The 25,824-nt window shown below is 51.5% G+C and carries 40 protein-coding genes; 34 read left to right on the forward strand and 6 right to left on the reverse strand.

Annotation, left to right across the window (positions count from 1 at the left end; genetic code table 11):
• The first annotated feature begins 18 nt into the window (after positions 1-18).
• The 4 genes from rpsL (at position 19) to tuf (ending at position 4,438) form a co-directional block, all read left to right on the forward strand.
• The gene (gene rpsL / locus Q1A69_RS08685; protein WP_067150990.1) at positions 19-393 is read left to right on the forward strand and encodes a 30S ribosomal protein S12; all 375 of its coding nucleotides are present in this window, start codon (positions 19-21) and stop codon (positions 391-393) included.
• A gap of 110 nt (positions 394-503) precedes the next feature.
• Positions 504-974: a 30S ribosomal protein S7 gene (rpsG, locus tag Q1A69_RS08690; RefSeq protein WP_299584102.1), complete on the forward strand. Its 471-nt coding sequence runs from the start codon at positions 504-506 to the stop codon at positions 972-974.
• A gap of 90 nt (positions 975-1,064) precedes the next feature.
• Positions 1,065-3,170, forward strand: a complete 2,106-nt coding sequence (fusA, locus tag Q1A69_RS08695; protein WP_299584105.1) for an elongation factor G — start codon at positions 1,065-1,067, stop codon at positions 3,168-3,170.
• A 74-nt stretch (positions 3,171-3,244) separates the two neighbouring features.
• Positions 3,245-4,438 carry an elongation factor Tu gene (gene tuf / locus Q1A69_RS08700; protein ID WP_299584081.1) on the forward strand — a complete coding sequence of 398 codons (1,194 nt, stop codon included), beginning with the start codon at positions 3,245-3,247 and terminating at the stop codon, positions 4,436-4,438.
• 405 nt (positions 4,439-4,843) lie between these two features.
• Here tuf and Q1A69_RS08705 read toward each other — a convergent pair whose 3' ends face one another.
• Entirely contained in the window at positions 4,844-5,320 is a 477-nt protein-coding gene (locus Q1A69_RS08705) for an aminoacyl-tRNA deacylase (protein ID WP_299584108.1), read from the reverse strand.
• 175 nt (positions 5,321-5,495) lie between these two features.
• On the opposite strand from Q1A69_RS08705, the gene rpsJ reads away from it, so the two are divergent.
• From rpsJ to Q1A69_RS08855, 30 genes are all read left to right on the forward strand, one after another.
• Positions 5,496-5,807, forward strand: a complete 312-nt coding sequence (gene rpsJ / locus Q1A69_RS08710) for a 30S ribosomal protein S10 (protein ID WP_010133849.1) — start codon at positions 5,496-5,498, stop codon at positions 5,805-5,807.
• 109 nt (positions 5,808-5,916) lie between these two features.
• On the forward strand, positions 5,917-6,552 hold the full coding sequence (gene rplC / locus Q1A69_RS08715) for a 50S ribosomal protein L3 (RefSeq protein WP_299584111.1): 636 nt from the start codon (positions 5,917-5,919) through the stop codon (positions 6,550-6,552).
• An 18-nt stretch (positions 6,553-6,570) separates the two neighbouring features.
• Positions 6,571-7,185, forward strand: coding sequence for a 50S ribosomal protein L4 (rplD, locus tag Q1A69_RS08720; protein ID WP_252465819.1), 615 nt, complete (start codon positions 6,571-6,573; stop codon positions 7,183-7,185).
• Positions 7,182-7,478: a 50S ribosomal protein L23 gene (rplW, locus tag Q1A69_RS08725; RefSeq protein ID WP_299584113.1), complete on the forward strand. Its 297-nt coding sequence runs from the start codon at positions 7,182-7,184 to the stop codon at positions 7,476-7,478. Before rplD ends, rplW begins: the two co-directional genes overlap by 4 nt.
• A 14-nt stretch (positions 7,479-7,492) precedes the next feature.
• Positions 7,493-8,317: a 50S ribosomal protein L2 gene (gene rplB / locus Q1A69_RS08730; RefSeq protein ID WP_299584115.1), complete on the forward strand. Its 825-nt coding sequence runs from the start codon at positions 7,493-7,495 to the stop codon at positions 8,315-8,317.
• 37 nt (positions 8,318-8,354) lie between these two features.
• Positions 8,355-8,633 carry a 30S ribosomal protein S19 gene (gene rpsS / locus Q1A69_RS08735; RefSeq protein ID WP_299584118.1) on the forward strand — a complete coding sequence of 93 codons (279 nt, stop codon included), beginning with the start codon at positions 8,355-8,357 and terminating at the stop codon, positions 8,631-8,633.
• Between the two features lie 15 nt (positions 8,634-8,648).
• Entirely contained in the window at positions 8,649-8,981 is a 333-nt protein-coding gene (gene rplV, locus Q1A69_RS08740; protein ID WP_020411389.1) for a 50S ribosomal protein L22, read from the forward strand.
• A gap of 19 nt (positions 8,982-9,000) precedes the next feature.
• Positions 9,001-9,681: a 30S ribosomal protein S3 gene (gene rpsC / locus Q1A69_RS08745; protein WP_299584121.1), complete on the forward strand. Its 681-nt coding sequence runs from the start codon at positions 9,001-9,003 to the stop codon at positions 9,679-9,681.
• A gap of 11 nt (positions 9,682-9,692) precedes the next feature.
• Positions 9,693-10,106: a 50S ribosomal protein L16 gene (gene rplP, locus Q1A69_RS08750; RefSeq protein ID WP_299584124.1), complete on the forward strand. Its 414-nt coding sequence runs from the start codon at positions 9,693-9,695 to the stop codon at positions 10,104-10,106.
• Positions 10,106-10,297, forward strand: a complete 192-nt coding sequence (rpmC, locus tag Q1A69_RS08755) for a 50S ribosomal protein L29 (RefSeq protein WP_020411392.1) — start codon at positions 10,106-10,108, stop codon at positions 10,295-10,297. The genes rplP and rpmC overlap by 1 nt, the downstream gene beginning before the upstream one ends.
• A 2-nt stretch (positions 10,298-10,299) precedes the next feature.
• The gene (gene rpsQ / locus Q1A69_RS08760; RefSeq protein WP_299584127.1) at positions 10,300-10,563 is read left to right on the forward strand and encodes a 30S ribosomal protein S17; all 264 of its coding nucleotides are present in this window, start codon (positions 10,300-10,302) and stop codon (positions 10,561-10,563) included.
• A 46-nt stretch (positions 10,564-10,609) separates the two neighbouring features.
• The gene (gene rplN / locus Q1A69_RS08765) at positions 10,610-10,978 is read left to right on the forward strand and encodes a 50S ribosomal protein L14 (protein WP_143729420.1); all 369 of its coding nucleotides are present in this window, start codon (positions 10,610-10,612) and stop codon (positions 10,976-10,978) included.
• Positions 10,979-10,998: 20 nt separating this feature from the next.
• Positions 10,999-11,310: a 50S ribosomal protein L24 gene (rplX, locus tag Q1A69_RS08770; RefSeq protein WP_108731661.1), complete on the forward strand. Its 312-nt coding sequence runs from the start codon at positions 10,999-11,001 to the stop codon at positions 11,308-11,310.
• Between the two features lie 30 nt (positions 11,311-11,340).
• A complete protein-coding gene (gene rplE / locus Q1A69_RS08775) occupies positions 11,341-11,880 on the forward strand; it encodes a 50S ribosomal protein L5 (protein ID WP_299584130.1) in 540 nt (179 codons plus the stop codon).
• 9 nt (positions 11,881-11,889) lie between these two features.
• Positions 11,890-12,195, forward strand: coding sequence for a 30S ribosomal protein S14 (gene rpsN / locus Q1A69_RS08780; RefSeq protein WP_152451155.1), 306 nt, complete (start codon positions 11,890-11,892; stop codon positions 12,193-12,195).
• A gap of 40 nt (positions 12,196-12,235) precedes the next feature.
• Positions 12,236-12,628: a 30S ribosomal protein S8 gene (gene rpsH / locus Q1A69_RS08785; protein ID WP_299584133.1), complete on the forward strand. Its 393-nt coding sequence runs from the start codon at positions 12,236-12,238 to the stop codon at positions 12,626-12,628.
• A 12-nt stretch (positions 12,629-12,640) separates the two neighbouring features.
• Complete coding sequence (gene rplF, locus Q1A69_RS08790; RefSeq protein WP_299584136.1) at positions 12,641-13,174, forward strand: 50S ribosomal protein L6; 534 nt, start codon at positions 12,641-12,643, stop codon at positions 13,172-13,174.
• A gap of 13 nt (positions 13,175-13,187) precedes the next feature.
• Positions 13,188-13,538, forward strand: a complete 351-nt coding sequence (gene rplR, locus Q1A69_RS08795; protein ID WP_299584140.1) for a 50S ribosomal protein L18 — start codon at positions 13,188-13,190, stop codon at positions 13,536-13,538.
• A gap of 10 nt (positions 13,539-13,548) precedes the next feature.
• Complete coding sequence (rpsE, locus tag Q1A69_RS08800; protein WP_073277521.1) at positions 13,549-14,055, forward strand: 30S ribosomal protein S5; 507 nt, start codon at positions 13,549-13,551, stop codon at positions 14,053-14,055.
• Positions 14,056-14,093: 38 nt separating this feature from the next.
• Positions 14,094-14,279 (forward strand): 50S ribosomal protein L30, encoded by a 186-nt coding sequence (gene rpmD, locus Q1A69_RS08805; protein ID WP_299584143.1) that lies wholly within the window; start codon positions 14,094-14,096, stop codon positions 14,277-14,279.
• 1 nt (position 14,280) lies between these two features.
• A complete protein-coding gene (gene rplO / locus Q1A69_RS08810) occupies positions 14,281-14,715 on the forward strand; it encodes a 50S ribosomal protein L15 (protein ID WP_299584146.1) in 435 nt (144 codons plus the stop codon).
• 11 nt (positions 14,716-14,726) lie between these two features.
• A complete protein-coding gene (secY, locus tag Q1A69_RS08815; RefSeq protein ID WP_143729412.1) occupies positions 14,727-16,073 on the forward strand; it encodes a preprotein translocase subunit SecY in 1,347 nt (448 codons plus the stop codon).
• A gap of 41 nt (positions 16,074-16,114) precedes the next feature.
• On the forward strand, positions 16,115-16,231 hold the full coding sequence (gene rpmJ / locus Q1A69_RS08820) for a 50S ribosomal protein L36 (RefSeq protein ID WP_010133825.1): 117 nt from the start codon (positions 16,115-16,117) through the stop codon (positions 16,229-16,231).
• 348 nt (positions 16,232-16,579) lie between these two features.
• Positions 16,580-16,936 (forward strand): 30S ribosomal protein S13, encoded by a 357-nt coding sequence (rpsM, locus tag Q1A69_RS08825; RefSeq protein ID WP_020411405.1) that lies wholly within the window; start codon positions 16,580-16,582, stop codon positions 16,934-16,936.
• 87 nt (positions 16,937-17,023) lie between these two features.
• Complete coding sequence (gene rpsK / locus Q1A69_RS08830; protein WP_143729411.1) at positions 17,024-17,413, forward strand: 30S ribosomal protein S11; 390 nt, start codon at positions 17,024-17,026, stop codon at positions 17,411-17,413.
• Positions 17,414-17,428: 15 nt separating this feature from the next.
• Positions 17,429-18,049, forward strand: coding sequence for a 30S ribosomal protein S4 (gene rpsD / locus Q1A69_RS08835; protein WP_299584149.1), 621 nt, complete (start codon positions 17,429-17,431; stop codon positions 18,047-18,049).
• A 44-nt stretch (positions 18,050-18,093) separates the two neighbouring features.
• Positions 18,094-19,098 (forward strand): DNA-directed RNA polymerase subunit alpha, encoded by a 1,005-nt coding sequence (gene rpoA / locus Q1A69_RS08840; protein ID WP_299584152.1) that lies wholly within the window; start codon positions 18,094-18,096, stop codon positions 19,096-19,098.
• A gap of 123 nt (positions 19,099-19,221) precedes the next feature.
• On the forward strand, positions 19,222-19,608 hold the full coding sequence (gene rplQ / locus Q1A69_RS08845) for a 50S ribosomal protein L17 (RefSeq protein WP_299584155.1): 387 nt from the start codon (positions 19,222-19,224) through the stop codon (positions 19,606-19,608).
• Positions 19,609-19,680: 72 nt separating this feature from the next.
• Positions 19,681-19,935, forward strand: a complete 255-nt coding sequence (locus Q1A69_RS08850) for a DUF1315 family protein (protein WP_299584157.1) — start codon at positions 19,681-19,683, stop codon at positions 19,933-19,935.
• Positions 19,936-20,095: 160 nt separating this feature from the next.
• The gene (locus tag Q1A69_RS08855) at positions 20,096-20,731 is read left to right on the forward strand and encodes a hypothetical protein (protein WP_299584160.1); all 636 of its coding nucleotides are present in this window, start codon (positions 20,096-20,098) and stop codon (positions 20,729-20,731) included.
• A 57-nt stretch (positions 20,732-20,788) separates the two neighbouring features.
• Here the strand turns inward: Q1A69_RS08855 and Q1A69_RS08860 are convergent, their stop codons facing one another.
• The 5 genes from Q1A69_RS08860 to Q1A69_RS08880 form a co-directional block, all read right to left on the reverse strand.
• On the reverse strand, positions 20,789-22,243 hold the full coding sequence (locus tag Q1A69_RS08860; protein WP_299584163.1) for a pectin acetylesterase-family hydrolase: 1,455 nt from the start codon (positions 22,241-22,243) through the stop codon (positions 20,789-20,791).
• Between the two features lie 361 nt (positions 22,244-22,604).
• A complete protein-coding gene (locus tag Q1A69_RS08865) occupies positions 22,605-23,582 on the reverse strand; it encodes a biotin-dependent carboxyltransferase family protein (protein ID WP_299584166.1) in 978 nt (325 codons plus the stop codon).
• The gene (gene pxpB / locus Q1A69_RS08870) at positions 23,579-24,337 is read right to left on the reverse strand and encodes a 5-oxoprolinase subunit PxpB (protein ID WP_299584169.1); all 759 of its coding nucleotides are present in this window, start codon (positions 24,335-24,337) and stop codon (positions 23,579-23,581) included. The genes Q1A69_RS08865 and pxpB overlap by 4 nt, the downstream gene beginning before the upstream one ends.
• Entirely contained in the window at positions 24,334-25,083 is a 750-nt protein-coding gene (gene pxpA / locus Q1A69_RS08875) for a 5-oxoprolinase subunit PxpA (protein WP_299584172.1), read from the reverse strand. Before pxpA ends, pxpB begins: the two co-directional genes overlap by 4 nt.
• Positions 25,084-25,127: 44 nt before the next feature.
• Entirely contained in the window at positions 25,128-25,745 is a 618-nt protein-coding gene (locus tag Q1A69_RS08880) for a hypothetical protein (protein ID WP_299584175.1), read from the reverse strand.
• Between the last annotated feature and the right edge of the window lie 79 nt (positions 25,746-25,824).

The raw sequence follows: 25,824 nt of genomic DNA on the forward strand, positions 1-25,824 counted from the left end.
TTTTTGGAGTGATTTTTAATGGCAACGATCAACCAGTTGGTTCGTAAGCCGAGAAAACGCAAAGTCGAAAAAAGCGACGTTCCCGCTCTGCAGGCTAGCCCTCAGCGTCGTGGAGTTTGCACTCGTGTGTACACCACTACACCGAAAAAGCCGAACTCCGCACTGCGCAAGGTTTGCCGTGTGCGTTTGACCAACGGTTACGAAGTAACTTCGTACATCGGTGGTGAAGGCCACAATCTGCAAGAGCACAGCGTGGTGCTGATTCGCGGCGGTCGTGTAAAAGACCTGCCGGGTGTGCGCTACCACACTGTACGCGGTGCACTGGACTGTGCCGGCGTAAACGACCGCAAGCAGGGCCGTTCTAAGTACGGTGCCAAGCGTCCTAAAGGTTAATCGCCTTTAACGATTTGCGTTTCGGTTTCCAACCGGAGTAAGGCTGAGCTCGCCGGATTGTAAGGTTTTACGGCGGCGTCTCAGAATAACCCTGAAGAGAGGCAATACCCATGCCAAGAAGACGAGTAGTCGCTAAACGCGAAGTACTACCCGACCCCAAGTTCGGGAACGTCACCCTGGCCAAGTTCATGAACCACGTCATGATCAGCGGCAAGAAATCAGTAGCAGAGCGTATCGTATACGGTGCTCTCGATACTATTTCTGAAAAAATGAACAAAGACCCGATCGAAGTATTTGAAGAGTCTTTGGAAAATATCGCGCCTATGGTGGAAGTAAAGTCCCGCCGTGTTGGTGGTGCGACTTATCAGGTGCCTGTAGAAGTGCGTCCCTCGCGCCGTACGGCTCTGGCAATGCGTTGGCTGGTAGAGTTCTCCCGTAAGCGCGGTGAGAAGTCCATGGCCCAGCGCCTAGCCAATGAAATGATTGATGCAGCCCAGAACAAGGGCGGCGCGGTCAAGAAGCGTGAAGACGTACACCGTATGGCGGAAGCCAACAAGGCGTTCTCTCACTACCGCTTCTAAGTCTGATGATTACCAACATCGGAAATTAATACCGAAAGGCAGCACGGAAATTTCCAGGCTGCCTTTTGCCGTTATATCGAGGATACAACTGTGGCACGTAAAACGCCTATCACACGTTACCGCAATATCGGTATCGTCGCCCACGTAGACGCTGGTAAAACCACCACTACGGAACGCGTACTCTTCTACACCGGCTTGTCCCACAAAATTGGTGAGGTGCACGAAGGTGCCGCCACCATGGATTGGATGGAGCAGGAGCAAGAGCGCGGTATTACCATCACTTCCGCTGCAACCACCTGTTTCTGGTCTGGTATGCAGCAGCAGTTCGATCAGCACCGTGTAAACATCATTGACACTCCGGGACACGTTGACTTCACCATTGAAGTTGAGCGTTCCCTGCGTGTACTCGATGGCGCTGTTGTTGTGCTGTGTGGCTCCTCTGGTGTTCAGCCGCAAACTGAGACCGTTTGGCGCCAGGCGAACAAATACGAAGTACCGCGCATGGTATTCGTCAACAAAATGGACCGCGCCGGAGCAGACTTCCGTAGGGTTGTAAGCCAGCTGAAAGACCGTCTGAACGCGAACGCTGTCCCTCTGCAAATGACTATCGGTGCTGAGGACGAGTTTAAAGGCGTTGTCGACCTGGTGAAAATGAAGGCCATTCTGTGGAATGAAGCCGACCAGGGCATGACGTTCGAATACGCTGACATTCCCGCTGAGATGCAGGATGAGTGCGACGAGATGCGCGAGCACCTGCTGGAGGCTGCGGCCGAAGCCAGCGAAGAGTTGATGGAGAAGTACCTGGAAGAGGGTGAGCTGACTGAAGAAGAGGTCAAGGCAGCTATTCGTCAGCTTACTTTGGCCAACGAGATCGTACCGGTCCTGGGCGGCTCTGCGTTTAAGAACAAGGGTGTACAGGCTGTTCTGGACGCTGTAATTGAATACCTGCCGGCGCCGACTGAAGTTAAGGCGATCGAAGGTACTCTGGACGACGATGAAACTGTTGAGACCCGTGAGGCTGACGACAATGCTCCGTTCGCTGCACTGGCCTTCAAAATTGCCACTGACCCCTTCGTTGGTACTCTAACTTTCTTCCGCGTTTACTCCGGCAAGCTGGAGAGCGGCACTGCGGTGTACAACTCCGTAAAAATGAAGAAAGAGCGTGTTGGTCGTATGGTGCAGATGCACTCTAACGATCGCAAAGAGATTAAAGAGGTTCTGGCGGGCGACATCGCAGCTGCGATTGGTCTGAAAGATGTAACCACTGGTGACACTCTGTGTGCCGAAAACGCCAAGATCGTTCTCGAGCGCATGGAGTTTCCTGAGCCCGTAATTCACGTTGCTGTTGAGCCCAAGTCCAAGCCGGACCAGGAAAAAATGGGTATCGCATTGGGCAAATTGGCCCAGGAAGACCCGTCTTTTCGCGTGAAGACCGACGAAGAAACTGGCCAGACCATCATTGGTGGTATGGGTGAACTACACCTGGACATCATCGTTGACCGCATGCGTCGCGAGTTCAATGTTGAAGCGAACATCGGTAAGCCTCAGGTGGCCTACCGCGAGACCATTCGCAACACCTCTGAGATCGAAGGTAAGTTCGTTCGTCAGTCTGGTGGCCGTGGTCAGTACGGTCACGTATGGGTGAAGTTCGAGCCCGCAGAAGACGAGTCTCAGGAAGGTCTGGAATTCGTTAACGAAATTGTGGGCGGTGCGGTACCGAAGGAATATATTCCGGCGGTGCAGAAAGGTATCGAAGAGCAGATGAAGAACGGTGTTCTGGCTGGCTACCCGCTGCTGGGCCTGAAGGCGACTCTGTACGACGGTTCCTTTCACGATGTGGACTCCAACGAGATGGCGTTTAAAATCGCCGGCTCCATGGCGACCAAGAAACTGTCCAGTCATGGCGGCGCAGTGCTGCTCGAGCCGATGATGAAGGTGGAAGTGGTAACGCCAGAAGAGAACATGGGTGATGTGGTTGGCGACCTCAATCGTCGCCGTGGCCTCATCCAGGGTATGGAAGATAACCCCGCGGGTAAGGTTATTAACGCGGAAGTACCTTTGGCGGAGATGTTCGGTTATGCAACCGATCTTCGCTCTGCTACCCAGGGTCGTGCTACCTACACCATGGAGTTCCTGAAGTACGCCGAAGCGCCGAAAAATGTTGCCGATGAGATCGTGGCAAAGAACAAGGCCTAATTAACTTCTGCACAAAAGGGCTCCGGACGATGTTTGGAGTCCTTTGGCAAACTTTTAGCTAGAGGACATCGAAGATGGCAAAAGAAAAATTTGAACGTTCCAAGCCCCACGTGAATGTGGGCACCATCGGTCACGTTGACCACGGTAAAACCACTCTGACCGCTGCTCTGACCCGCGTATGTGCGGAAGTTTGGGGCGGTGACGCAGTTGCTTTCGACGGCATCGATAATGCCCCGGAAGAGCGTGAGCGCGGTATCACCATCGCTACCTCCCACGTTGAGTATGAGTCCCCGACCCGTCACTACGCGCACGTAGACTGCCCGGGACACGCCGACTACGTTAAGAATATGATCACCGGTGCTGCTCAGATGGACGGCGCTATCCTGGTATGTTCCGCAGCTGACGGCCCCATGCCGCAGACTCGTGAGCACATCCTGCTGTCTCGCCAGGTCGGTGTACCGTACATCGTGGTATTCCTGAACAAGGCGGACATGGTAGACGACGAAGAGCTGCTCGAGCTGGTAGAGATGGAAGTTCGTGAGCTTCTCGACCAGTACGAGTTCCCGGGTGACGACACTCCGATCATCGTTGGTTCTGCCCTGATGGCCCTGAACGGCGAAGACGACAACGAAATGGGTACCACCGCTGTTAAGAAGCTGGTTGAGACCCTGGACGAGTATATTCCGGAGCCTGAGCGCGCGGTAGACCTGCCGTTCCTGATGCCGATCGAAGACGTATTCTCCATCTCTGGCCGCGGTACCGTAGTAACCGGTCGTGTAGAGCGTGGCGTGATCAATACTGGCGACGAAGTTGAGATCGTTGGTATCAAGGACACCACCACTACTACCTGTACTGGTGTTGAGATGTTCCGCAAGCTGCTCGACGAAGGTCGTGCTGGTGAGAACATTGGTGCGCTGCTGCGTGGTACTAAGCGTGACGAAGTTGAGCGCGGTCAGGTTCTGGCTAAGCCGGGCTCCATCACCCCGCACACCAAGTTCGAAGCGGAAGTGTACATCCTGTCCAAGGACGAAGGTGGTCGTCACACCCCGTTCTTTAAAGGCTACCGTCCACAGTTCTATTTCCGTACCACCGATGTAACTGGTGCGTGTGAACTGCCTGAAGGTACTGAAATGGTAATGCCGGGCGACAACATTCAAATGGTTGTTACCCTGATCGCTCCGATCGCCATGGAAGACGGTCTGCGCTTCGCTATCCGCGAAGGTGGTCGTACCGTTGGTGCGGGCGTTGTTGCCAAGATCATTGAGTAATAACTACTCTTGATCTGAGAAAAACCGCAGCGGACGCGCTGCGGTTTTTTTTTGCCTTCCTGTTTCCAGTTGCCGCCTTCCCGCTTCAATTTTCTCGTTGAATGATTCTTTGTGACATTCTCGTACCCTATAGGAGTCCTAGAGTTTGGTTCCTCGGTTGTCGATGGTAAATTTTCAGTGATCAAGTGGGGACTTCGAGCTTGTTGGTTCGGAGAGTGGCATATCAAATCGCACCCACAGTGGGGTTTGCTGGCCGAGTGGTGGCGGGTAAGGGGCGGTGGCCTAAGCGTAAGTAGGAGAGCCTGTTCAAGGGCGCGGTGTGCGAATGATGCACACCGCTGATCAGGGCTTGCGGGCTTTACAGTTCCGGGCTGTTATATCGGGTTGTTTTAACTTGGTTGTTGCTTATGGCCAGTCTTTACTAAGGTCGGCGCTGCGGCACCCCGCAAACAGTTTGTTGAATTGTGGTCCATTCATTTCAACCAATTCTTCGTGATCACCCGCTTCAAAAAAGATGGTTTCGCAGTGGCTCAGCCCGCTATCCAGTAAGGTTGTAATGCCGTAGGCCTGCCCAATCGGGGGGAGGGCACCCAATTCACAGTCCGGGAATACTGAGCCCAATTCATTCTCTGCGACCATCGTGAGACCGTTGCGGCCGGTTTCCATATGCACCGCGCGTAAATCAAGGCTGCTGCTGGCGGGAATCACCGCCATAACGAAGCCCTCTTTGTCCCGCAGAAGGATGGCTTTGGCCAGTTGGTCCTCACGCACATGAGCTGCATGCGCGCTCTCCCGGCTAGTGCGGGTATGAGGGTGTTGGATAAGGTGGTAGTCGACCGATTGGTCGTTAAGGTATTGACTCAACCTGGCGGCAATAGTCATAGCGGTGCCCTCGTTTTACCTAAGGTACTTCATTGTAGTTTGCGCAGATTGAAATTTGATCAGGCTGTACAGTTGACAGCCTCTTGCACGCCTCGTAGAATTCGCGCTCCTTTTCGCCCGCCCTCGGGGCTGCGGAAAAGGACGTTCTTTAGTTCACAAGTTGGAGTTTGATTCCATGCAGGGTCAACGTATCCGAATTCGCCTGAAGGCGTTCGACCATAAATTGATCGACGCGTCTACCCAGGAGATCGTAGAGACGGCTAAGCGCACTGGCGCGCAAGTTCGCGGTCCAATCCCGCTGCCGACTCGCAAAGAGAAGTACACCGTACTGATTTCCCCGCACGTTAACAAAGACGCTCGCGACCAGTACGAGATCCGTACTCACAAGCGTTTGCTGGACATCGTTGAACCTACCGAAAAAACCGTCGACGCGCTGATGAAGCTTGATCTGGCGGCCGGTGTTGAGGTCCAAATTAGTCTCGGCTAACACTTTTACTAACTACCGAACCCCGGGCGAAAAAGGTCTGGGTAGTGTAACGCTCTGAAACTGGGCGGCCGCAGTGGGTTAAAGCCCCGTGCACTGAGAGGTTAATAAGATGACTATAGGTATTGTCGGCCGCAAGAGCGGCATGACTCGCGTCTTCACCGAAGATGGCGTGTCTATTCCGGTAACTGTTGTTGAGGTTACTCCGAATCGCGTCACCCAGGTGAAAACTGTGGAAACCGATGGCTATACCGCTGTTCAAGTAGCAGTGGGTAACCGTAAGGCTTCCCGTGTCTCCAAGCCCGAAGCGGGCCACTTCGCCAAAGCCAATGTAGAGGCTGGCACCAATCTTTTCGAACTGCGCACTGACGGTTCTGAAGAGACTTTCGAAATCGGTTCTGAAATCACTGTAAGCAGCTTCGAAGCTGGACAAATAATCGACGTAACCGGCACTTCCAAGGGTAAAGGCTTCCAGGGCGGCATTAAACGCTGGAATTTCAGCATGCAAGACGCAACCCACGGCAACTCCCTGTCTCACCGCGCTCCCGGTTCTATCGGTCAGTGCCAGACTCCTGGCCGCGTATGGAAAGGCAAGAAAATGGCTGGACATATGGGTGCTGAGCGTGTGACCGTGCAGAACCTGGAAGTAGTTCGTGTCGATGTCGAGCGTAACCTATTGCTGGTTAAAGGCGCTGTACCCGGTGCTCCCGGTGGCAACGTTATCGTTCGTCCGGCAGTAAAAGCCTAAGTCTGAGGGGAATTAGATATGGAACTGAATATCGCTACTCCCGAAGGCGCTAAAGGCACAGTAGCTGTCTCTGAAGTGACTTTCGGACGTGAGTTCAACCAAGATCTGGTACACCAGGCAGTCGTCGCCTATATGGCTGGCGCTCGTCAGGGTACCAAGGCGCAGAAGAATCGTTCTGATGTTTCCGGTGGCGGTAAAAAGCCCTGGCGCCAAAAAGGTACTGGGCGTGCTCGTGCCGGTACTATTCGCAGCCCGCTGTGGCGCTCCGGTGGTGTAACGTTCGCCGCCGACCCGCGCGATCACAGCGTTAAGCTGAACAAAAAGATGTACCGCGCTGCGCTGCGTTGCATCCTGTCTGAGCTGGCTCGCCAAGAGCGACTGGTCGTGGTTGAGTCCTTCAATGTGGACGCTCCCAAGACCAAGCAACTGGTTAGCAAACTGGCTCAGTTTGACCTGTCCGACGCGCTGATCGTGACTGAAGAGGTTAGTGAAAACCTCTACCTTGCCTCACGCAACTTGCACAAGATCGATGTTCGCGATGTACAGGCGATCGATCCCGTAAGCTTGATTCGCTTTGATAAGGTCGTGGTTACCGTTTCTGCGCTCAAGAAAATTGAAGAGGTGCTGGGATGAACCAAGAGCGACTCTACAAAGTATTGCTGGGCCCGGTAATTTCCGAAAAAGCTGCAGGGCTGGCCGATAGCGCCAATCAAGTGGTTTTTAAGGTATCCACCGATGCTGAAAAAGCCGAGATCAAGGCTGCGGTTGAAAAGCTGTTTAACGTTTCCGTTGAACAGGTTCGCACCGTGAACGTAAAGGGCAAAACCAAGCGCACCCGCAACGGCATGGGCCGTCGCAGCGACTGGAAAAAAGCCTACGTTCGCCTGGCTGAAGGCAGCGACATCAACTTTGAAGCTGCTGAGTAAAGGGGACTGTTACAATGGCAATTGTAAAAACAAAACCGACCTCTGCCGGCCGTCGCCACCTAGTTAAGATTGTTAACTCCGATCTACATAAAGGTGCTCCTTACGCTCCATTGCTGGAGAGTAAAAGCAAAAGCGGTGGCCGTAACAACAATGGTCGTATCACTACCCGTCATATCGGTGGTGGTCACAAGCAGCACTATCGTGTAATCGACTTCAAGCGCAACAAAGACGGTATTCCGGCTAAAGTTGAGCGCCTTGAGTACGATCCGAACCGCAGCGCGCACATCGCTTTGGTTTGTTACGCCGATGGTGAACGTCGTTACATTATTGCACCAAAGGGCCTAAAGGCTGGTGCCACCATTCAGTCCGGCGATGCCGCACCGATTGCTGTGGGCAACACCCTGCCTCTGCGTAATGTTCCGGTAGGTTCTGTAATTCACGGGATTGAGCTGAAGCCTGGTAAAGGTGCTCAGCTGGCTCGTTCTGCTGGTGCCTCTGTGCAGCTGGTAGCTCGCGAAGGTCAGTATGCGACCATTCGTCTGCGCTCTGGTGAAATGCGCAAGGTTCTCGCTGAATGTCGTGCGACCCTGGGTGAAGTAAGCAACTCCGAGCACAGCCTGCGTAAGCTGGGTAAAGCCGGTGCTGCTCGCTGGCGTGGTGTTCGTCCTACCGTTCGCGGTGTGGCGATGAACCCGGTAGATCACCCGCACGGTGGTGGTGAAGGCCGTACCTCTGGTGGCCGTCACCCGGTTACTCCGTGGGGCGTTCCGACCAAGGGTAAGAAAACGCGCAAGAACAAGCGCACCGATAAGATGATTGTACGTCGTCGCGGCAAGTAAGCCGCGCGATGTCTGAGCAGCTAGAGAGGAATCGACAGTGCCACGCTCATTAAAGAAAGGTCCCTTCATTGATCTGCACCTGATCAAGAAGGTGGAGGCGGCGATTCAAGCCAATGATCGTCGACCGATTAAAACCTGGTCCCGCCGTTCCATGATTATGCCGGAAATGGTTGGACTTACGATTGCCGTGCACAACGGTCGTCAACACGTGCCCGTTTTGGTTAACGAAGAAATGGTTGGCCATAAACTGGGCGAGTTCGCTGCCACCCGCACTTACCGTGGCCACGCTGCGGACAAGAAAGCGAAGAAGCGCTAAGCCGAGGTTATAAAGATGGAAGTAGCAGCAAAATTACGCGGCGCACGTCTATCGGCGCAAAAGGCGCGACTGGTAGCTGATCAAGTTCGCGGCAAAGGCGTTGAAGAAGCCCTGGATATTCTTGCTTTTAGCAATAAAAAGGGTGCAGCGATCGTCAAGAAAGTACTGGAGTCGGCCATTGCTAACGCCGAGCACAACGAAGGTGCTGACGTTGACGAGCTGAAGGTGTCCACAATTTTTGTGGACGAAGGTATGACCATGAAGCGCATTAAACCGCGTGCGAAAGGTCGTGCTGATCGCATTCTTAAGCGTACTTGTCACATCACTGTGAAAGTGGCCGAGAAATAAGAGAGCAGGCGAGAAAACCATGGGACAAAAAGTACATCCTACCGGCATTCGTCTGGGTATCGTTAAAAAGCATACCTCTGTTTGGTATGCCGGCAGCGACGAGTACGCAGACAAGCTGTACACGGATCTGAAAGTTCGCGAATTTATTCGCAAAAAACTGGCCCACGCTTCCGTGAGCCGTATCGAAATCGAACGTCCGGCGAATACCGCTCGTGTGACTATTCACACTGCGCGTCCGGGTATCGTGATCGGTAAAAAAGGTGAAGACGTAGAACGTTTGCGCAAGGAAGTTGGCGCGCAGATGGGCGTACCTGTGCACATCGATATCGAAGAAGTGCGCAAGCCTGATATGGACGCGGCTCTGGTTGGCCAGAACGTTGCCCAGCAGCTGGAACGCCGTGTTATGTTCCGTCGCGCTATGAAGCGTGCCGTGCAGAACGCTATGCGTCAGGGCGCCGAAGGTATCAAGATTCAGGTAAGTGGTCGTCTCGGTGGTGCGGAAATCGCACGTACCGAATGGTATCGCGAAGGTCGTGTGCCCTTGCACACCCTGCGTGCCAACATCGACTATGCCGCTGTTGAAGCAAAGACTACCTACGGCATCATCGGTATCAAGGTGTGGATCTTTAAAGGTGAAGTTATCGGTGACGAAGTGCCCGATGAAAAGCCGGTAAAGAGCCGCAAGAAAGCTTCTAAATAAGGGGTACGCAAATGCTGCAACCAAAGCGTACAAAATTCCGCAAGGTACAGAAAGGTCGCAACCGCGGTCTTTCTCAGCGCGGCTCTAAAGTGAGCTTTGGCGAGTTTGGCCTTAAGGCCACCGGTCGCGGTCGCATTACTGCGCGCCAGATCGAAGCGGCTCGTCGCGCAATGACTCGTCACGTTAAGCGTGGCGGTAAAATCTGGATTCGTGTGTTTCCGGACAAGCCAATTACCAATAAACCCCTCGAAGTTCGAATGGGTAAAGGTAAAGGTGGCGTTGAATACTGGGTAGCTCAGATCCAGCCGGGTAAAGTCCTCTATGAAATGGAGGGTGTGACCGAAGAGCTGGCTCGTGAGGCTTTCGCACTTGCTGCGGCCAAGCTACCTGTAAAGACAACTTTCGTTAAGCGTTCGGTGATGTAATGAAGACTGCAGATCTACGCGAAAAGTCAGTTGAAGAGCTGAACCAGGAACTGCTGAACCAGCTAGAAGCTCAATTTAAGCTTCGTATGCAAAAGTCCACCGGTCAGCTGGCTCAGACTCATCTGCTGAAGCAGACTCGTCGCGACATTGCTCGCATAAAGACTGTGTTGACCGAGAAGGCAGGTAATTAATCATGGCTGAAGCAAAACTGAAGCGTACTCTGACCGGAAAGGTTGTGAGTGACAAGATGGATAAAACCATCACCGTTTTGATCGAGCGCCGTGTTAAGCACCCGATCTACGGCAAAATTGTAAACAAGTCCACAAAGCTTAAGGCTCATGATGAGAACAATGATTGCAACATCGGTGATGTTGTAACTATTGAAGAATCTCGTCCGCTGTCCAAGAGCAAATCCTGGGCTTTACAGAAAATTGTAGAGCGTGCGGCGAAGGTATAAGCCCTAGCGCATTGACTGCCGAATTGAAAGGTTTCGGAGAGAGACAATGATTCAAGCGGAATCCTACTTAGAAGTAGCTGACAACAGTGGGGCTCGCCGCGTCATGTGCATCAAGGTGCTGGGCGGCTCCCATCGTCGTTATGCCGGCGTGGGCGACATTATCAAGGTAACCGTTAAGGAAGCCATTCCCCGCGGTAAAGTGAAGAAAGGTCAGGTAATGAACGCTGTTGTGGTTCGCACCAGAAAAGGTGTGCGTCGCGCGGATGGTTCACTGATTAAATTTGACGATAACGCAGCGGTGCTGCTGAACCAGCAACTGGCGCCGGTTGGCACCCGTATTTTTGGTCCGGTAACTCGCGAACTGCGCGGTGAGAAGTTCATGAAGATCATCTCCCTCGCCCCCGAAGTTATCTAGGCCTCGAGCGGAGAAGAGTTATGCGCAAGATCAAGCGTGACGACGAAGTGATCGTTATCGCCGGTCGCGACAAGGGCAAGCGTGGTTCAGTACGTAAAGTACTGAACGACGGTCGTCTGATTGTTTCCGGCATACAGATGATCAAAAAGCACCAAAAGCCAAACCCGCAGATGGGTATTGCAGGTGGCATCGTTGAAAAAGAAGCGGCTATCCAAGCTTCTAACGTAGCCATCTTTAACCCTAACACCCAAAAAGCTGACCGGGTGGGCTTTAAAGTACTGGAAGACGGCACTAAGATTCGCGTCTTCAAATCCAGCGGCGAAGCCATCTAAGGCTCTTGACGCAAAAGCAGGTTGGTAGACATGGCAAAGCTTAAAGAGCTCTACAGTAAGGAACTCGCGCCCAAGCTTAAAGATGAGCTGGGTCTCGAGAATGTGATGGCAGTGCCGCGCATCACCAAAGTCACCATCAACATGGGTGTTGGTGAAGCGATTGGTGATAAGAAGGTACTGGAGCACGCTGTCAGCGATATGACAGCAATTTCAGGTCAAAAACCCATCGTTACTAATGCTCGCAAGTCTATTGCGGGCTTTAAGATTCGCGACGGCTGGCCGATCGGTTGTAAGGTAACTCTGCGCGGTGAGCGTATGTATGAGTTCCTGGAACGTCTGATCGACATCGCGATTCCACGTATCCGTGACTTCCGTGGCATTAGCCCGAAGCAATTCGACGGCCGTGGTAACTTCTCTATGGGTGTAACCGAGCAAATCATCTTCCCGGAAGTTGACTACGACAAAGTAGACAAGATCCGCGGTCTGGATATTTGTATTACAACCACAGCCGCAAACGACGATCAAGGTCGTGCGCTGCTGAAAGCGTTCAACTTCCCTTTTAAGGGTTAAGAGGATTCCATGGCGAAGAAATCCATGATTGCGCGTGAAAATAAGCGCGCTCGAACCGCAGCTAAGTACGCCGAGAAGCGTCAAGAGCTGAAGGCGATCATCGCCAGTGCCACTGCTTCTGAAGAAGAGCAGTGGGAGGCTCAACTCAAGCTGCAAAAAATGCCGCGCGATGCAAGCCCGGTACGTCAGCAACGTCGCTGCCGTATCACTGGTCGCCCCCACGCTGTTTACCGCAAGTTCGGCCTGTGCCGTAACAAGTTGCGCGAAGCCGCAATGCGTGGTGATGTTCCTGGCCTCGTGAAGTCCAGCTGGTAATTACCAGCTGGTTTAAGGCAGATTTGAGGAGTCTCATAAGATGAGTATGCAAGATCCGTTGGCAGATATGCTGACTCGCATCCGTAACGCCCTGGCGCGCGGAAAAGCGGAAGTCACCCTGCCTTCATCCAAACTGAAAGTGGCGGTAGCTAAAGTCCTGAAAGACGAAGGTTACGTTACTGATTTGACTGTAAGTGAAGGTGCCAAGCCGGAGCTGACCGTTGCCCTGAAATACTTCCAGGGCAAGCCGGTTATCGCCGAACTGAACCGCGTATCCCGTCCGGGACTGCGTGCTTACACTGGTAAAAAAGCTCTACCAACCGTACGCGGTGGTCTGGGTATCGCGATCGTTTCCACCTCTAACGGTGTGATGACTGATCGTGCTGCGCGTCAGGCCGGTGTCGGTGGTGAAGTGCTTTGCACCGTATTCTAAGCGGGGGTCACAATGTCTCGAGTAGCAAGTAATCCGGTAGTTCTCCCCGCAGGTGTTACCGTTGACCTGAAAGGTCAAAACATCGCTGTTAAAGGCGGTAGCGGTAACCTGGATATGGTTATTCACAGTGATGTAGAAGTAGGCCAGGCTGATAGCCAGCTGACTTTTGCCGCGCGCAATAACTCCAAGCAGGCCAGGGCACTCGCGGGTACTACCCGTGCACTGGTCAATAACATGGTGATAGGCGTAAGCGCTGGCTTCGAGAAGAAGCTGAAGTTGCTGGGTGTTGGTTATCGTGCGAAAGCCGCCGGTAAAACGGTTAACCTGACCTTGGGCTTCTCCCATCCGATCGATTATCAGTTGCCGGAAGGTGTGACTGCGGAAACGCCATCCCAGACTGAAATCGTACTCAAGAGCAGCAATAAACAGCTGCTGGGCCAAGTGGCCGCTGAGATCCGCGCGTTTCGTCCGCCGGAGCCCTACAAAGGTAAGGGTGTCCGTTATGCCGATGAGCGTGTGTATCGCAAAGAGGCCAAGAAGAAGTAAGTAGGGCATAGATATGAACGTTAAGAAAGCATCTCGCTTGCGTCGTGCACGTCGTGCCCGCGCCAAGATCAGTGAGCTGGGCGCCGTTCGCCTCACCGTGAACCGTACTCCGCGTCACATGTACGCACAGATCCTGTCTGCCGAAGGCAATGCGGTATTGGCATCCGCCTCTACTCTGGACAAGGACCTGCGCGAGAGTAAAACCGGTAACATCGACGCCGCTACCGCGGTTGGCAAATTAATCGCCGAGCGTGCCAAGGCTGCTGGTGTTGAAGTTGTTGCCTTTGATCGCAGCGGCTTTAAGTACCATGGCCGTATCAAGGCCTTGGCTGATGCCGCTCGCGAAGCCGGTCTGAAATTCTAAGGGTTGAGTTATGGCTAGAGAGAAAGACAAAAGCAACGACGAAGGCCTGCAGGAGAAGCTGGTCCAGGTCAACCGCGTTGCCAAGACTGTTAAAGGTGGTCGTATCTTCGCCTTTACCGCACTGACCGTAGTTGGCGACGGCAACGGCCGAGTCGGTTTCGGACGTGGCAAGGCGCGTGAAGTGCCTGTCGCGATTCAGAAGGCGATGGAAGCTGCACGCCGCAACATGATCCAGGTAGATCTGAATGGTGACACCATCCAGTACGCTACCAATGGTCGTCATGGTGGTTCCAAGGTTTACATGCAACCAGCCTCCCAGGGTACCGGTGTAATTGCCGGCGGCGCTATGCGCTCCGTACTGGAAATGGCTGGTGTACACAACGTATTGGCCAAGTGCTACGGCTCCACCAACCCGGTGAACGTAGTGCGCGCGACCTTTAAGGCTCTGGATCAAATGCAGAGCCCGGAAGATGTCGCTGCCAAGCGTGGTAAATCAGTCGAAGAGATTCTGGGCTAATCACAGCTCGGATTTAAGGTTATTGGTGGGTTAAGACCATGGCTAAGAAGACCATTAAAGTCACCCAGACCAAAAGCACCAACGGACGCCTGAAAAGCCATCAGGCGTGCGTTGCGGGTCTGGGCCTGCGCCGCATCGGCCACACAGTGGAAGTGGAAGATACTCCTTCCGTGCGCGGTATGATCAACAAAGTAAACTACCTGATTAAGGTTGAGGGGGAATAACATGCGTTTGAATGACCTGTCTCCCGCACAAGGCCACAAGCACAGCGCCAAGCGCGTTGGCCGTGGTATTGGTAGTGGTTTAGGTAAGACCGGTGGCCGTGGCCACAAAGGTCAAAAGTCACGCTCCGGCGGCAGTGTTCGTCCGGGCTTCGAGGGCGGTCAGATGCCTTTGCAGAAGCGTCTGCCTAAGTACGGTTTCACCGCTCGTGTTTCTCGCTTCACCGCAGAAGTACGTTTGGCAGAGCTGGCCAAGGTAGAAAGTGACGTAATCGATTTGGCAGCGCTGAAGAATGCCGATATCATCGGCGGCCATATCAAACGCGCCAAAGTGTTTCTCTCAGGTGAGCTTAGCAAAGCTGTTACCGTAAAGGGCCTGGGAATCACTAAAGGTGCAAAGGCGGCTATCGAAGCTGCTGGCGGTAAAATAGAAGACTAATCGAGGCGCCAATGGCACGACCAGGATCCGGTGGAAATCCCCTGGGCAACAGCAAGGGATTGGGCGAGCTCTGGGCTCGCCTTCGTTTTCTGTTTCTAGCGATACTTGTTTATCGACTGGGGACACATATTCCGGTGCCCGGCATTGATCCGGAAAAGCTGTCGAATCTGTTTAACCAGAACCAGGGAACGATCCTTGGTCTGTTTAACATGTTCTCAGGCGGCGCCCTGGAAAGGATGAGTATTTTGGCTCTGGGCATCATGCCCTACATCTCCGCATCCATCATTATGCAGTTGATGAGTGCGGTGACTCCCTCTCTGGAGGCTTTGAAGAAGGAAGGGGAGGCCGGAAGACGTAAGATCAACCAGTACACCCGCTATCTGACGGTATTGCTGGCCCTGATACAGGGTATTGGCATGACTTTCGGACTGGCAGGGCAAAATCTGGCTTACTCATCTGAGCCCGCGTTTGGTTTTTACTTTGTGGCGGTAACGTCACTGGTGACCGGTGCTGTATTCATGATGTGGCTTGGTGAGCAAATCACCGAGCGCGGTGTTGGCAACGGCATCTCCATGCTGATTTTTGCCGGTATCGTAGCTGGCTTGCCCGGCGCCATCGGGCAGGCCTTTGAGCAGGCACGGCAGGGTGAGTTGCATATTCTTATGCTGCTTATCATCGGTGTGATTGCGTTGGCTGTGGTGTTCTTTGTAGTGGTGATGGAGCGCGGGCAGCGTCGAATTACCATCAACCACGCCAGGCGTCAGGCCGGTCGCTATTCCGCAGCTCCGGCTGCACAGGCGAGCCATCTGCCTCTGAAGGTAAATATGGCCGGTGTTATTCCGGTTATTTTTGCCAGCAGTATCCTGCTGTTTCCGGCTACGCTGGCGCAGTGGTTTGGTCAGGGTGGTGAGGGTATCGGTGCCCAGATCCTGCAGTGGATGGCCTTGCAGCTAGGTCCAGGACAGCCGCTGAACATTATTCTGTTCGCACTGCTGATAGGTTTCTTCTGTTTCTTCTACACGGCGTTGATGTTTAACCCGAATGAAGTTGCGGATAACCTGAAAAAGTCTGGTGCCTATGTACCTGGTATCCGTCCAGGTGAGCAGACAGCTCGCTATATCGATAGCGTGCTGACCCGACTCACCCTGGTTGGTGCTGTGTATATCGCACTGGTATCCCTGCTACCGCAGTTCCTGGTGGTTGGGTTTAACGTTCCCTTCTATCTGGGGGGTACCTCGCTGCTGATCGTTGTAGTAGTAGTGATGGACTTTATGGCACAGGTGCAATCGCATTTGTTGTCACACCAGTACGAAGGCTTGATGAAAAAAGCGAACCTGCAAAGCTACGGTCGTCGCTAGTGCGTCACCTGCTCGCAGTTTGATTGAATTGAGGTAAGGTCATGAAAGTACGCGCTTCTGTAAAAAAGATCTGCCGTAACTGCAAAATCGTACGTCGCAAGGGTGTTCTGCGGGTAATCTGCAGCGCTGAGCCGCGTCACAAGCAGCGTCAAGGCTAATAGGGGCCAGCCCCTTACAGGATACGCCCAATGGGGGTATCCTGTAGAAGCTGGAAGAATTCGCCATCTGTTACAGCCCCGTTTCAGGTGGCAATACCTCAGAGAATTTCGATGAGGTCGGAGGTCAGTCCAAAGGGTGGACCTCCAACTAGGGGGCGTTGACTGTCGTCCACAGCCGTTTCGGGAGGCCGAAGCGGTCGTGGGCTATTGCAAATTAGTGTCTAAAAAGCTATTCTTGCGCGCCTTTTTGGTGGCGCCGTCGGTTTTTTAGTCGCTGTCAGCGCCGAAATCAAAGTAGAGTCACATACTTATTTATAGCAGTGGCTCCAATACGTGGAGTACGCCTCTATGGCACGTATTGCTGGTGTCAATGTACCAGACCACAAGCACGCCGTGATCTCCCTGACCCACATTTATGGGGTAGGTCTCACTAAGTCAAAGTCAATTTTGGCAGCGGTTGGTATCGCTGAATCCACCAAAATCCGCGACCTGTCTGAAGAGCAGATCGAAACCATCCGCGGTGAAGTTGCAAAACTCACTGTAGAGGGCGACCTGCGCCGTGAAGTATCCATGAACATCAAGCGTTTGATGGACCTGGGTTGCTATCGCGGTCTGCGTCACCGTCGCAGCTTGCCGCTGCGTGGTCAGCGCACCAAGACCAATGCTCGTACCCGTAAGGGTCCGCGCAAGCCGATTCGCAAGTAAGCCTGATTAAGGCGCGATATCGCGGTTTAACAAGCCCCTTTCCGGTGTAAAGCCGAGGGGATTTGATACAGGATTTAGGATACTGGTATGGCTAAGCCAAAAACTACTGTTCGCAAAAAGGTCAAAAAGACCGTTGTTGACGGTATTGCCCACATCCACGCATCGTTCAATAACACGATCGTGACGATCACTGATCGCCAGGGTAATACTCTCAGCTGGGCCACCGCAGGTGGATCTGGCTTCCGTGGCTCACGTAAGAGCACCCCGTTTGCAGCCCAGGTTGCCGCTGAGCGCGCAGGAACTGCAGCTCAGGACTACGGCCTGAAAAACCTTGACGTAGAAGTAAAGGGCCCCGGCCCCGGTCGCGAATCTGCTGTTCGCGCACTGAACAACTGCGGCTACAAGATCACCAACATCACCGACGTGACGCCAATCCCGCATAATGGTTGTCGTCCGCCCAAGAAACGTCGCGTGTAAGAGGGGGCTGATAAAATGGCACGTTATATTGGACCAAAATGTAAACTGTCCCGTCGTGAAGGGACTGACCTGCAGCTGAAGAGTGGTGTTCGTCCACACGACTCTAAGTGTCGCGCAGAATCCAAGCCCGGTCAGCATGGCGCTGGTCGTGGCCGTCTGTCCGACTACGGCATCCAGCTGCGCGAGAAGCAGAAAGTTCGTCGTATCTACGGCGTACTGGAAAAGCAGTTCCGCAACTACTATAAGGAAGCGGCGCGTCTGAAGGGTGCAACTGGTGAAAACCTGCTGCAACTTCTGGAAAAACGCCTGGACAATGTGGTTTACCGCATGGGTTTCGGATCAACTCGCTCTGAAGCGCGTCAGCTGGTTTCCCACAAAGCGATTCTGGTAAATGGCACTACTGTAAACATTCCTTCTTACCAAGTGAAAGAAGGTGATGTAATTGCAGTTCGTGAGAAAGCCAAGAAGCAGCTGCGTATCCAGAATTCCGTTTCCCTCGCTGCCCAGCGTGGCGATGTCGAGTGGGTAGACATAAACGCGAGCAAACTGGAAGGCACTTTCAAGCGCATTCCAGATCGTGTCGATCTGCCGGCAGAGATCAACGAAAACCTTATCGTGGAACTGTACTCCAAGTAACAATAACTCCACTTTAAGGAATGCAACTGTAAACAGGTATGGCTATGCAGACTGCTGTCAACGAGTTTTTGACACCGCGTCGTATTGACGTCACCGAGTACAATCAGAATCACGCCAAAGTGGTTCTGGAGCCCCTGGAGCGTGGCTTTGGCCACACTCTTGGCAATGCGCTGCGTCGCATCCTGCTGTCCTCCATGCCGGGCTGCGCCGTCACCGAAGTTGAAATCGACGGTGTCGAGCACGAGTACAGCGCGATTGAAGGTGTGCAGGAAGATGTTATTGAAATCCTGCTCAACCTGAAAGAAATCGCGGTTGTTATGCACGGTAAGGATCAGGCGATATTGAGTCTGAGCAAGAAGGGCGCAGGTGCAGTGACTGCTGGAGATATCCAGGTAGATCACGATATCGAGATTGTGAATCCTGAGCACGTGATCGCCAATATCACTGGTGATGTAGAACTCAACTTACGTCTCACCGTAGCGCGTGGCCGTGGTTATCAGCCGGCTGACGCTCGTCGCGACGAGGAAGAGGAAAGCCGCGCAATTGGCCGTCTGCAACTGGACGCATCTTACAGCCCGGTTCGCCGTGTTTCCTACAGCGTCGAAAGTGCGCGTGTAGAGCAGCGTACTGATCTGGATAAGCTGGTTCTGGACCTGGAGACCAATGGTACTCTGGATCCTGAAGAGGCTATTCGCCGTGCAGCCACTATTCTGCAGCAACAGCTCGCAGTATTTGTGGACCTGGAAGGTGAAAAGGATGCACAGCCGAAGGCTGAAGAGCCCGAGGTTGATCCAGTATTGCTACGCCCGGTTGACGACCTGGAGCTAACTGTACGTTCGGCTAACTGTCTGAAAGCAGAAAATATTTACTACATTGGTGATCTGATTCAGCGCACCGAAGTAGAGCTGCTGAAGACTCCGAATCTTGGTAAGAAGTCTCTGACTGAAATCAAGGACGTACTGGCTTCTCGTGGTTTGTCACTGGGTATGCGTCTGGAAAACTGGCCACCGGCCAGTCTTAAAGGCGACAGCAAATTAAGCCCCCTGTAAGCATTTGGTAGTCGCGGCGATGCCGCGACCAGTAGAAAGAACCCGAGCGGTGCCACAGCTTAGCGCGACACCGCTCCAGAACGACCTGCTGAGACAGCAACTGTGGTCGTAAGGAATTGAGTCATGCGTCATCGCTATAGTGGCCGTAAGTTCAGCCGTACCAGCGCTCACCGCAAGGCCATGTTCAAGAACATGAGCGCTTCTCTGGTAGAGCACGAACTGATTAAAACCACATTGCCAAAAGCCAAGGAGCTGCGTCGCGTCGCCGAGCCGCTGATTACCCTGGCCAAGAAAGACAGTGTTGCCAACCGTCGTCTGGCTTTCGCTCGTATCCGTGACAAGGATGCTGTGCGTAAGCTTTTTGATGAGTTGGGTCCCCGTTACGAAGCCCGCCCAGGTGGTTATATCCGTATCCTGAAGTGTGGTTTCCGCGCTGGTGATAAAGCACCTATGGCTTACGTTGAGCTGGTGGATCGTCCACAAGCTGAAGACGAAGCTGCTGAAGCATAAATTGCTTTAGCAATTGTGCTACGGAAGGCCGGTCTTAGACCGGCCTTTTTTGTATATGCGAGAGAGTTTTGTATGTCTTTTGAGCAATTGTTAAGTAATTTAAATCCACAAATTGTCGCAAGCCTGCGACGAGCCATTGAGCTGGGAAAGTGGCCTAATGGGGTTGTGCTTACCACTGAGCAGCGTACTCTTTGCGCAGAGGCTGTGGCCAACTGGGAGGCTCGCAATCTGCCGAAGGAGCAGCAAGTTGGTTATGTTGCTCCGAAGACTACAAAAGAGCCCTGTGTGGGTAAAAAAGAGGATGAGCAGCCGCTGAGCTGGGTATAGCATTGCTTTCTAATTTATTTTTAGTGATCCCGGCTGGTTTACAGATATTGGCGTGAATGTCTACAGCTGGGACGTTCTTTCCATTCCTGCTCCCCGCTTTCTCTGCTTATATAGTTACCGATAGATAAATATAAAACTCCCATTTGCTCGGTAACTAATTATGAAAAAATTGATATTGCTTGCCGGCGCAGCAACTCTGGCCGTTGTCGGCATTGATCACTACGACATTGATGTACAGGCCAGCGTGGCGAAGGTGCGTCAGTTTATTACCCCTATTGCGGAAAATAGTAGGTTGGCACAGGATATCGCAGAGCGTATACCCTGGTCACAACTTGAAAATTCCGAGATGAGGGAGTTACTAGACCACCCCCGTGTAAAGGCATACCTAGATCAGGAGCAGGCAAAACAGGCATTGAAAGATTACTTCGCCAATCTTGGTAACCTGTCCAGTAAGCAGGCTTGGGATGCCATTGAGCAGGTAGAAGATGAAAACCGGGTAACTGGTTATGAGGCACTCTCTTTAAAGTTGGCATGGTTGGAAAAAAATAGCCTCAATGAGGCAGAGTTCAAGCAGCGTGCCGAAGAGCTGTTTAATATCTATCGCGAGCAGGCGCAGTCGGTAATCAGTCGCTATGATCCGCATACCGAAGTACCGGGTTTCTCCACTTATAAGGACCTTGAAAGATCCATAGTGGAAGAGGTGCAGCAGATGACCGCTTTTCCGAATGGTATGAGCAAGCATGAGTACCTACGCAAACGTCTGCAAGAAGCACGTGAAACGGTTTACGGTACTTAAATAAATAGCAGTGCTGTTACAAACCAAGTAGCAGCACTGCTTCCTGACTGGCCCTATTTACATGAACAGGCCTATCAGGTCGTAGAACCAATTGCTGTTGTTCTCAAAGTCAGAGACTTCGTCTGTCTCATAGGCGCGAACCATACTGCCGCCATTGTGGTTCACGATATTATTTAGGAAATCCTTCAACTCCAATCCATGTTCGGCAATCTCTCCATAGTGGAGGTCAATAATTGTCGTACAGTGGCTCTCATTCAGGTTGCGAAACATGGGGAAGTAATAACCCCAGTTACTCGTCTGATTCAGCAGTGGAATTAGATTTTCATGGGTATCCTTCTGCCAGCGTTGACGCAATTTACTCAAGCGGGAATCAGCGTTGGGGTCGTTATAGATATCCTCGTAGAAGCGCTCATAGGAATAGGAAGAGAAGTTCCCATCCGCGAGGAAATGGGTGATGCCGAGGCGATCAGAAGGGAACTTATTAGATAGTGCCGCGTAAATTGAAGCAAGCTCATTACTGTCAAACCCTGGTGTGAAGGCTTTTATCGCATTGATTGGGTTCTCTTCATTGGGGTCCCCACCTTTTGTGTAAGTGGTCCAGGAATGCAGCACTTCGTTGTGTAACGGCAGCGATGGATACTCGCTAGTATTGTTACTGTCTAGGGGCGCCTGATAAAGTGGGCCAGAATCGTCTATCAAATACCCGTGATCGACATTCATGTCTTCACGAAGCTTTGTGTAATTTAACAGAGCACCAACGCTTCCTGCACTACATCCAGCAGCAAGCATTTGCTTGGGCTTCTGTAAATTATTTTTCACCCACGAAGTAACAGCTTGCACATTGCGTAAGCCATTGTGGTGCCAGATTAAGTCTGGACTCTGACCGCTGCTATCCTCATAGATTTCCGTCTTATCACCAACATAAATATCACCGGTGCAATAGGGAACGTACACCATATTCCATTCACCAGTCTTGAATTGGTTATATGGGTGGTGCGTGTAGATAAGTGGAGATACACCTGCTGTAGTGAGGTTATCAAAATTGGTGAAATCCAAAAGATGCACGTTACTCAGGTAGTCATCAGGGATGCCATTGGGATTGCGTGCACCGCGTATGCCTGCCTGGCCAGAGCAGCTCTCGTAATCCCAGCAGGCGCCGCCGCCCTCAAAATAAAAAATGGTATTACTGGTATCGGGCACCCGGTAAACAAAGAATTTATAAGGGGAGCCGTTACCACACATGGCGCCACTATTGGCAGGAACATCAATTTTTTGCCAGGTATTGAAATCGCCGGGATCGAAATCATCATTAAAGTTCGAGTCATCCATTGTCAGTGGATACATTCCTTGCGCTTGCTCGGAAGTTACAGGCGCATTGGCGTTGGGCGGGTCAAATAAGTGTTTTAAGGTTGTCCAAAAGTTGTAATCTCCCGGTTCGGCTTGGGCATAGGAGGTAATAAGAAGTGAGCTGGCGATTATAGCTGTTATAAAACCACGGAGAATTTTTATCATTATTAATCCCCTTCAGGTAATTGGTATTTTCTCTCTGGACTAGGCCGTTTTGCAGATATCGGGGGGGGCGAATTACAGCCCCGTTATCCGTAAGCCAAGTAGGACACTCGTCCAAATCGCTGTTTTGGTAAAACCCAAAGAGGTTAGTTAATAATGATCTTTCGGTCTAGTTGGAGTTGATAGAAAACTGGCTGGTCAGCTGGGACCGTTCAGTCCAAACCAAATTGGCGAAAATTATTTCTTTAATATTCAAATTATTTTATGAATCGTTGTGTTGTATGAGAAAGGGCGATATTTCTGCAGTGTTTTAGTTTTATTGAGGCTTTCGGCTGACAGAGTTGCTGCCAGAAATGTATTGGTTTCAGAGGATGAGTGGAGTCTCGTATGTCATCGGCAGCTGCTTTTGTAGTTTTTCGAGGAAATACTGTTTTTCTCTCAGGATCTGTCTTGCACCTTCCTGGCTGACTAATAGGAAATTAATTTTATCCTCTGCCTTGAGTTGGCCCAGTCTGTGAATGTCCGATCGAATTACATGTGCGATTCGAGGGTAGCCACCAATGGTTTGTCCCTCTATAAATGAAATTATAGGTTCGCCATCGTTTGGAATTTGGATGCTACCAGGCTGGAGGCCAGAAGAAATCATGTGTTTTGAAGTCCCACCGAGAGTACCAGAGCTCGGGGTTATCGATGGGAAAAGGCGAATACCCATACGATTACTTTGAGCGGAAATTTGGAAGGTAGACTTGTAGAAATTTTCCACGGTACTTGGGCAAAACCAGTTTTTTTCTGGGCCATCAACGACCCTTAATAGTGGGCGTGCTTGGTAATTCAGGTGAAACTCTTGGTTGAGCTGTGCAGGTTCTGCTATTCGAATAGCCTTGAAAGAAATTTTATCATTGTTTGCGATGGCGCTATTCCCGTGCCCTCCAAATCCGCTAATGAGATGAGTTGCAGTACTATTTAAAATTGTTGGAACGCAGATTTTTGCCGAAAAACCAATATAGGCACGAGCACCGTTGATCAATTTTTCGAAATCCAGTATGTCGCCACGTTTTATTTGGAGAACTTTGAAGTTGTGGACGGGTTTATTATTTAAGGAAACTTGGAATCGCGCCCCGGTGATGGCTATGGATATATCATCATCGAATTCAATTCTGGGGCCAATCAGGGTGATTTCCAGCACGGGATTATTTAGTGGGTTGCCCAATAGCAGGTTGGCTATTTTCATAGATAGGAAATCGGCGGCACCTCCTTGGGGAATCCCATAATGCATTAAGCCTGGACGCCCTGTATCTTGGACGCTGGTTTGTAAGCCGGCTCGGATAAAGTGGATACTCATAAAGACGAATCTATGGCGCTTCTACATTGTTCTCGATACGCAATGGCCTCAAATTCCAACTTGTCGATAGAATAGAATTTTATGATATCGAGAGGCTCTGCAATAAAGGGGGAGTTGCTGCTGGGCCGGAATAGCCTGACAGGTGTTTGCCCTATAATCTGCCAGCCACCTGCTGTGGCTTGTGGGTAAATTCCTGTTTGGCTACCACCGATACCAACGGCTCCCACGGGAATTCGTAGTCGAGGCTTTTTCTTGCGGGGGCAGTGCAGCCTGGGGTCCAGCCCACCCAGGTACAGGAAACCCGGTGAAAAACCCAGCATATGCACTAGGTAGCAAGTGGCTGTATGTAGCAGGACTATTTGCTTGGGAGTTAGGCCTGTATGTGTGCTTAACGTATGCATATCCGGGGCAAAGCCCTCTTCATAGCAAACGGGAATTTGAATAATGGATGAATCCCTGTCTAATTTTGAGGGGCTTTCGAGAAATTTCTGGATTTGTGTCTGTAGCGACTGTGTAAGACACTCGCTTTCATGAACCAAAGGGTCGAAACGAATAGTCAGGCACTGGTAGGCGGGGATCAGGTCGATAAGGTCATTGGGACCCTGCTTTTGGATATACTGCCGTAGCCCAATGATATAGCGGCTTAGTTCTTCACTCGGCTCTGCAGAAAAGCGAATATCGAGCGCGCAATCCCCATTTGCAGTAATAGTAAAGTCGAGCTTCTGGAGGTCAGATTTGTGCCGAGAAAGCGTCACGAGTGTATGCTCAGTCCGTGTAGTTGCAGGTAACTAGCTAGTCTCTGCGCAATATTGACTGCTTCTGGATTGTCACCATGCAAGCAAATAGTGTCGACTGAAAACTGAAGGGGAGTACCATGATAGCTTGTGAATCTGCTCCCTCTCGCTAGTGCGACTGCCCGCTCCAGGCAGCTATCTATATCGTGCAGAACGGAGTCCGGCAGGGAACGCGGAACAAGTTGCCCCGTGTTCAAATATTGTCGGTCTATAAAGCCTTCCCGATAAAATAAACGATTTTTCTCGGTGGCGATAGCTTCCATTGCGCCATTGGCAAGTCCGATAATTTTCAGTAAAGGATATTCCCTGGAGAGTAAGGTAATTATCCCCTCCGCCAAATACCGGTTCGTTTCGGCATCGTTATATAAAGCGCCGTGAAGTTTGATATGGTCCAGTTTTGTGTCGAATTTACGTGCAATCTCATGTAGCTGGTTTACTTGCCAGAAGAGGGAGTCTAGTAATTCCATTTGTGAAATAGGTAGGGATTTACGGCCGAAATTGTCCCGATCAGGATAGCTGGGGTGAGCGCCAATCTTTAAATTGTTGAGTAGTGCATTTTCGATAGATCTGGCCATGATTTCGGGAGAGCCTGCATGACCACCGCAAGCTATATTGCAGCGGGATATAAACGGCATGATTCGGGCGTCCTTGTGACAGCTGTGTAAATCATCACCTTCACCCAGATCGCAGTTGATATCAATTTTCACTGTAGCATCCTGCTTATATTTAAGTCGGTTTTATTTCTGAGAAATTACCTGCTGTGTAACTGTTGATTGCTGGGGCAGTGGTCCACTTCCGTAGATATTTTTTTTGAGTTTGATTCATAGCAATTTCCCAGTGGGGAACAGAAGCAGGCAGAAATTGAAAGACTCCATCTCTCTCTGTCGAGCTTTTTCCATAGTTCAGAAGTTGCAGTGCCACGGCTTAAGGAATAGAAAGGATACTCTGATTGTGCGGGAACAATAACTTCATTTATTTCCGCTGAAATTTCGAAGCCGTCATCAAGGGGCGGGTGATGAGTGGCAAGCCTTTTATTAAATGTGTCCAGCATTGTTTTATATTCTTCTCGGCAGCAGGCTCTTAGAAAATCATGGGTGCTAGAGTAATCTGTATTTTTGTAGTTGAAATTAACGGATTTTAGAATTGCAGGTCCGGACCCAGCGTTGTGGAAATTAAAGGTGATTTTGTTTTGATTGCTCTCTTCGTCATAGTTGCCATGGCTAAACTGAATGACTGGCATCGTCATTACTTTGACCTGCTGGTTGGCAGCCCTAGCTTGTAAATAAGTGGCATAAAACGAAGCCAGAGAAATCATAATGGCGCTTATAGCGATAACTAAATTTAAACGGTCGCGATTAAAAAACCTCATATCTTGTCGAACCTATCCAGTAATTTTTCTCAAACAAACCGATAAGAAAGGATGCCGGCTTTTAAGTCGACCTCCTTTC

Source organism: uncultured Microbulbifer sp. (assembly GCF_947498635.1).
In the GTDB taxonomy this organism is placed as follows: Bacteria; Pseudomonadota; Gammaproteobacteria; order Pseudomonadales; family Cellvibrionaceae; genus Microbulbifer; species Microbulbifer echini.